Source organism: Oceanisphaera sp. (assembly GCF_052084945.1).
Lineage (GTDB): Bacteria > Pseudomonadota > Gammaproteobacteria > Enterobacterales > Aeromonadaceae > Oceanimonas.
Genome location: NZ_JBQDEX010000139.1, coordinates 1 through 5,958 on the forward strand (window position 1 = coordinate 1; position 5,958 = coordinate 5,958).

Consider the following 5,958-nt stretch of genomic DNA (forward strand, 5'->3'; position numbering starts at 1 on the left):
AATACCAATCTGTAAAACTAACTGATCAAAATTTTTCGCCACGGAACCCACGGAAGAACACGGAACAATAGAGATAAGATCTGAAAAAGACTTTATAGGGTAAGAGCCAAACACCCAGCTATTAGTAGGGGAGCCCTTACCATTAGCAGTATTTGAGTCGTTGTCACTTTTCGCTCTTGCCTTTTTCCGTGTCTTCCGTGGCAAAAAGAGTCCTTAGTTTTTTACTTAATACAAACTGACTACTTATTTTGTACGATTGGTATAAAACGATCTAATACATTGAGCCTAGGCTCAACCGTAGGCTTTCGTGCTTTAGTGGCGAGCACATTTTTAATCTTTAGGTTGAGGTATCGGTATTGATTAACATGAAGACAAAAAAAAGTCCTCGGACTAGCCGAGGACTTTTACTGTGCAAGCGATTAATTCAGATGATAAGAATTAAGCTTGTGCTTTTAGCTTACGGCGATAAGCATGTAACAAGGGTTCTGTGTAACCACTAGGCTGCGTAGTACCTTCAAACACCAAGTCACAAGCCGCTTTAAAGGCAATGCCATCAAAGTTAGGTGCCATATTGGTGTACAAAGGATCCGCGGCGTTTTGGCCATCAACAATAGCGGCCATGCGCTTCATTGATTCCATCACTTGCTCTTCGTTCAAAATACCGTGGCGCATCCAGTTAGCAATATGCTGTGCAGAAATACGCAAGGTTGCACGGTCTTCCATTAGGCCAACATCATTAATGTCTGGCACTTTAGAGCAACCTACACCTTGGTCAATCCAGCGAACAACATAACCTAAAATGCCTTGAGCGTTGTTATCTAGCTCATTTTTAATTTCTTCAGCTGTTAACGCATTTTTTGCTTCTTCTGTTAGCAAAGGAATGGTTAATAGCGCATTTAGGCTAGCCGCTTCACGAGACTTGAGCTCATCTTGGCGCGCTTTTACATTAACTTGATGATAATGCGTAGCGTGCAAGGTAGCAGCGGTAGGAGAAGGTACCCAAGCGGTGTTAGCACCGGCTAATGGGTGTGCAATTTTGGTTTCAAGCATATCAGACATGTTATCTGGAATTGCCCACATGCCTTTACCAATTTGCGCTTTACCTTGCAGACCCGCTGCTAAGCCCACATCGACGTTGTTATTTTCGTAAGCGCCAATCCACTCTTGCTGCTTCATGTCGCCTTTACGTACTACAGGGCCGGCTTCCATACTGGTGTGAATTTCATCACCGGTGCGGTCTAAGAAACCTGTGTTAATAAACACAGTACGCTCACGCGCTTCATAGATGCAGGCTTTTAGGTTAGCACTGGTACGGCGCTCTTCGTCCATAATACCCACTTTAAGGGTATTTTTAGCCAAGCCCAATACTTGCTCGGTACGCTCAAATAACTCGCAAGCAAATGCCACTTCTTCTGGACCGTGCATTTTTGGCTTAACAATATAAGCACTGCCGGTGCGAGAGTTTTTAAACTTACCGTTACCTTTTAGGTCGTGAATAGAGATTAAGCTAGTCACTAGCGCATCAAGAATACCTTCTGGTATTTCGTTGCCGTCTTTGTCTAATACCGCTTCGTTAGTCATCAAATGACCCACGTTGCGCACAAACAACAGGCTACGACCGTGCAGGCTAAACTCTTTACCGTTCGGGTTTAGGTATTCACGATCAGGGTTTAGGCTACGAATAATTTCTTTGTCGCCTTTCTGAATTTTTTCAGTCAGGGTGCCTTTCATTAGGCCCAGCCAGTTGCGGTAAACAGCGGCTTTATCTTCTGCATCAACTGCGGCAATAGAGTCTTCGCAGTCCATAATAGTAGATAATGCTGATTCTAATACTAGGTCTTTAATGCCGGCTTTATCACTGGCACCTACTTGGTTATTGCGGTCAAACTGCAGCTCAATATGACTGCCGTTATTACACAATAATACCGCAGAAGGATCAGCAGCTTCACCCTTATAACCTACAAATTTGCTAGGTTCGGTCAGTGTCGTTGCTTCGCCATTTTCTAGCGTTACTTGTAATTGACCATCAACCACTTTATAAGCGGTGGCATCTTGGTGCTGGCCATTAGCCAGCGGTGCCGCCTGCTCTAGCAAGTCACGACCCCATGCAACAACTTTAGCTGCACGTACCGGGTTAAACGCTTTGGTTTTTTCTGCACCGTCAGCGTCTGAAATAACATCGCTGCCATAAAGTGCATCATATAAACTGCCCCAACGCGCATTCGCGGCATTAAGTGCATAACGTGCGTTGTTAACCGGTACCACTAACTGCGAGCCTGCAAGGGTTGCCAACTCTGCATCAACATTAGTGGTGGTTATTGAGAAGTCTTCTACTGTTGGCAATAAATAGCCGATGTCAGTAAGAAACTGCTTATAAGCTGCTGCGTCAAAGGTTTGACCGGCGTGAGTCTGGTGCCACTCGTCAATTTGGTGCTGCAGTTGTTCCCGTTTTTCCAGTAAGGCGCGGTTTTTAGGAGCCAAATCATTAACGATTTGTTCCATGCCAGACCAAAATGCCGCTGGCTCAACGCCAGTGCCGGGGATAATTTCGTTTACTACCAGATCATGAAGAACGGTAGCGACTTGTAATGTGCCGAGGTGAGTACGTTCCGTCATATGTATTTCTTCTTCTATTCTAGTTGTCAGTAGTTATGTTTAAGACCGATCACTAATTCTAATCGTTAGTCGCCTAGTTTACCCCTTGATGGGAGCTAGAGGCAAAAGTGAATTGCGCTAAGCCGCTGCTTAATCTGTAAAAATCACGTTAAATTACACAAACAATTTACAAAATACTAAATATTTCAGCTAGATACAACAAATAAAAGTATAAGAACAAATTAATCATTTACTCTGCTTTATAAACAGGTTAGGGCTAACAATTCCAAAAAACGCCTTTCATTCCCACACTAACCGCAAGGGTTTAACATAATGCAAAGCTACAGAAGAGCCGTTTGGCATCATGAGTAAGGCTGAGCTTGCTATGAATAGATGGTATAATTCGCCGCCTCATTGCCCCCACTACAACAATAATCAGTAAAGATAAGGAAGTAAGCCATGGCACTACTAATTGAAAACAGCTGTATTAATTGCGACATGTGCGAGCGATAAGAATAAATTCTTTAAAATCAAGCGGATAAAAAATGTGTGGCGGATTGTACCTCTGCAAAGTAGCTATAACTTATGATGTGAGTAATGGTTGCAACACAAAACACTGGCCTGATGAAGATATAAAAGGGCACTTGATGCGCCCTCTTAATTTACATGCCACATTCTTCAAGTTCGTGACGACTGGCAATAGCCAGAAAGTGGCTACGATCTTTATATTGGCCTTGTGATGCTTTAACACGAGAGTCAATTAACTGAATAAGCCCATCGGGCAAACTGACATTAATCCGCTTCGGTTTACCCATAAACTCGGTTAAATCCACATCTAACAACAACCAACCATCGCAATGCTCATAGTCTGCTAACTGCCGGTAATAACGTGGGCCTAAGTCTTTAATACTATCGCCGCTGACGCCATTACTCACCATTTCTTCTACTACCATGGCAATCGCCTCAGTGGCCATCACTTTTACTTGTGCTTCGCTGTCGGCAGCACTAAAGCAAGCAAAATCATCATTGCATAGCGCAGGCACCACTAGGCCGAACGCCTCCCCATCATGTGATGGATATTCAACACCGACTGAAAATAACATAAGCACCTCCGCTAAATTTATCTATGTCAGAGGAGCGGGGGGATTAAATCCCCGCCGCTTTCTTAATGGACTTGAGAGTTCCAACAGGTAGCGACTTTTTAGGATGAGGGACGACAAACTTTTTGCCCGTAATCGGTGAGTACCAAATCTGGTGGCTCCCCTTACCTTGTCGTTCCAACTCGCAGCCTGCGGACTTCAATTCCTTGATCAGGTCACCTGATGTCATCTAACCTCCTAATCAAGTGATACCAATATACACACTAATACACACAAAAGCAAATACACACACCAGCACACACAAAATAATAAACAAGTATAAAAAAGGCGCTTATCGCGCCCCTTCTAATTCCTTCAATCAATCCCGTTGCATCTCTGGTGCCAATGACTTCACTAACTGAAACGCCAGTTGGCTGGTGGTTTTGGCACTGGGGTTTAGCGTATGCCAGTACCCTGCCCCACCACTCAAGTGTGATACCAATCTAAATAAAAATGTAATCTATTTTACCGCTGGATACTCAAGACAATAGAGTCTGCTCCCACGACACGCCACTGGGCTAGCCATCTTTGCTGGATAACAAAGCTCACACATGGCATATTTTTAAGAGTAAAAAAATCATGTGTTACTGTTTTGTGTTACTGGTGAGAGTTTATCATCGCTTTTGATGCTGTATATATATACATACAGTGCGCAATAGTGCGGTATATCGTGAAACTGTAAAGCATTGAATTAAAAGATAAAAGAGGCTAAGTTATTGAAATGGCGTTACTAATTGAAAACAGCTGTATTAATTGTGATATGTGCGAGCCTGAGTGCCCTAATGGTGCCATTAGCTACGGCCTAGAGATTTATGAAATAGAAACTGATTTATGCACTGAGTGTGTGGGCCATTATGACAAGCCCACCTGTATTAGTGTCTGCCCTATCGACTGTATTATTGTTGACCCTGCTAACACTGAAAGCCAAGAGCAGTTATGGGATAAATTTGTAATACTGCATCATCAAGCACCGTAGAATACAGTGCTGAGTGCTCGGCCTGGTATTACATGCACACTGTGATTTTACCCCCCATTCTTTACGCTTTTCCCTCACTAGGTTTTAGACTTACTTTACTTTCACCTAAGCGCTGAAAGATTACGGCTGTCCGCTGGGGGTATTTATCTCTTGCCTGAAATCTCACCACAGGTATAATACGTCGCTCAAATTTCGTTCTTTAACATCAAGTGGGTTCACTCATATGCATCCGATGCTGAATATTGCGGTACGCGCTGCGCGTAACGCGGGTCACGTTATCGCCAAAGGTTTTGCCAATCCTGATAACACAGAAACGCGCCAAAAAGGTCTGAACGATTTTGTTACCAATGTCGATCTTGACGCGGAAAACGCTATTGTTAATACCATTCGTAAGTCTTATCCGGAGCACACCATTATTGGTGAAGAGTGTGGTGAACTCACCGGCAGCAACCCCGATTATCAGTGGGTTGTTGACGCCCTTGATGGTACCACTAACTTTGTTAATGGTATTCCTCACTTTGCCGTGTCTATTGCACTAAAAGTGAAAGGCCGCACTGAACAAGCTGTTATTTATGATCCCATTCGCGATGAGCTATTCAGTGCCAGCCGTGGTGCCGGTGCCCAGTTAAACGGCTATCGTATTCGTACTGGTAAAGCCAAAGACTTAACGAGTACCGTACTGGCCACAGGCTTTCCGTTTAAGCAAAAACACCACGCCGACGCTTACTTAGGCATGTTTAAAGATATGTTTATTCAATGTGCCGATATTCGCCGTGCCGGTGCAGCAAGCTTAGACCTTGCTTATGTGGCCGCTGGTCGTGTCGATGGTTACTGGGAGTTAGGCCTTAAGCCATGGGATTTTGCTGCTGGCAGTTTAATTGCCCGTGAAGCCGGCGCTATTGTCACAGATTTTGTGGGTGGCCATCACTTTGAGCGCAGCGGTAACTTAGTCTGTGCCAACCCTAAGGTTCTCAAGTCTATGCTAGCCACCATTCGTGAACACTTACCAGAGTCGCTAGCACAAGCCTAACCTTGAGCAATTAGCAGAACAGTAAGCACCGCATTCCATTAAGAATGTGGTGCTTTTTTTATCTATCAATCTGTAAAACTAACTGATCAAAATTTTTCGCCACGGAACCCACGGAAGAACACGGAACAATAGAGATAAGATCTGAAAAAGACTTTATAGGGTAAGAGCCAAACACCCAACTATTAGTAGGGGAGCCCTTACCATTAGCAGTATTTGAG

5 protein-coding genes are annotated in these 5,958 nt (G+C 43.9%); 2 read left to right on the forward strand and 3 right to left on the reverse strand.

Annotated features, from left to right (window positions below):
* Positions 1-438: 438 nt before the first annotated feature.
* The 3 genes from ACTHY5_RS10870 to ACTHY5_RS10880 all read right to left on the reverse strand — a co-directional run bounded on the left by ACTHY5_RS10870 (position 439) and on the right by ACTHY5_RS10880 (position 3,924).
* On the reverse strand, positions 439-2,616 hold the full coding sequence (locus ACTHY5_RS10870; protein ID WP_441879529.1) for a malate synthase G: 2,178 nt from the start codon (positions 2,614-2,616) through the stop codon (positions 439-441).
* Between the two features lie 641 nt (positions 2,617-3,257).
* Positions 3,258-3,698: a type II toxin-antitoxin system HicB family antitoxin gene (locus ACTHY5_RS10875; RefSeq protein WP_441879531.1), complete on the reverse strand. Its 441-nt coding sequence runs from the start codon at positions 3,696-3,698 to the stop codon at positions 3,258-3,260.
* Positions 3,699-3,741: 43 nt separating this feature from the next.
* Positions 3,742-3,924 carry a type II toxin-antitoxin system HicA family toxin gene (locus tag ACTHY5_RS10880; RefSeq protein WP_071472761.1) on the reverse strand — a complete coding sequence of 61 codons (183 nt, stop codon included), beginning with the start codon at positions 3,922-3,924 and terminating at the stop codon, positions 3,742-3,744.
* 531 nt (positions 3,925-4,455) lie between these two features.
* Between ACTHY5_RS10880 and ACTHY5_RS10885 the strand changes: the two genes are divergently transcribed.
* Both ACTHY5_RS10885 and suhB read left to right on the forward strand, forming a co-directional pair.
* Positions 4,456-4,710 (forward strand): YfhL family 4Fe-4S dicluster ferredoxin, encoded by a 255-nt coding sequence (locus ACTHY5_RS10885; protein ID WP_441879533.1) that lies wholly within the window; start codon positions 4,456-4,458, stop codon positions 4,708-4,710.
* 223 nt (positions 4,711-4,933) lie between these two features.
* Positions 4,934-5,740 (forward strand): inositol-1-monophosphatase, encoded by an 807-nt coding sequence (suhB, locus tag ACTHY5_RS10890; protein WP_441879535.1) that lies wholly within the window; start codon positions 4,934-4,936, stop codon positions 5,738-5,740.
* The last annotated feature ends 218 nt before the right edge of the window (positions 5,741-5,958 follow it).

What these genes read in the sequence shown, in the direction of transcription:
- ACTHY5_RS10870 (WP_441879529.1), bottom strand. Translation starts at nt 2,616, where the DNA reads ATGACGGAACGTACTCACCTCGGCACATTACAAGTCGCTACCGTTCTT.
- ACTHY5_RS10875 (WP_441879531.1), bottom strand. Translation starts at nt 3,698, where the DNA reads ATGTTATTTTCAGTCGGTGTTGAATATCCATCACATGATGGGGAGGCG.
- ACTHY5_RS10880 (WP_071472761.1), bottom strand. Translation starts at nt 3,924, where the DNA reads ATGACATCAGGTGACCTGATCAAGGAATTGAAGTCCGCAGGCTGCGAG.
- ACTHY5_RS10885 (WP_441879533.1), top strand. Translation starts at nt 4,456, where the DNA reads ATGGCGTTACTAATTGAAAACAGCTGTATTAATTGTGATATGTGCGAG.
- suhB (WP_441879535.1), top strand. Translation starts at nt 4,934, where the DNA reads ATGCATCCGATGCTGAATATTGCGGTACGCGCTGCGCGTAACGCGGGT.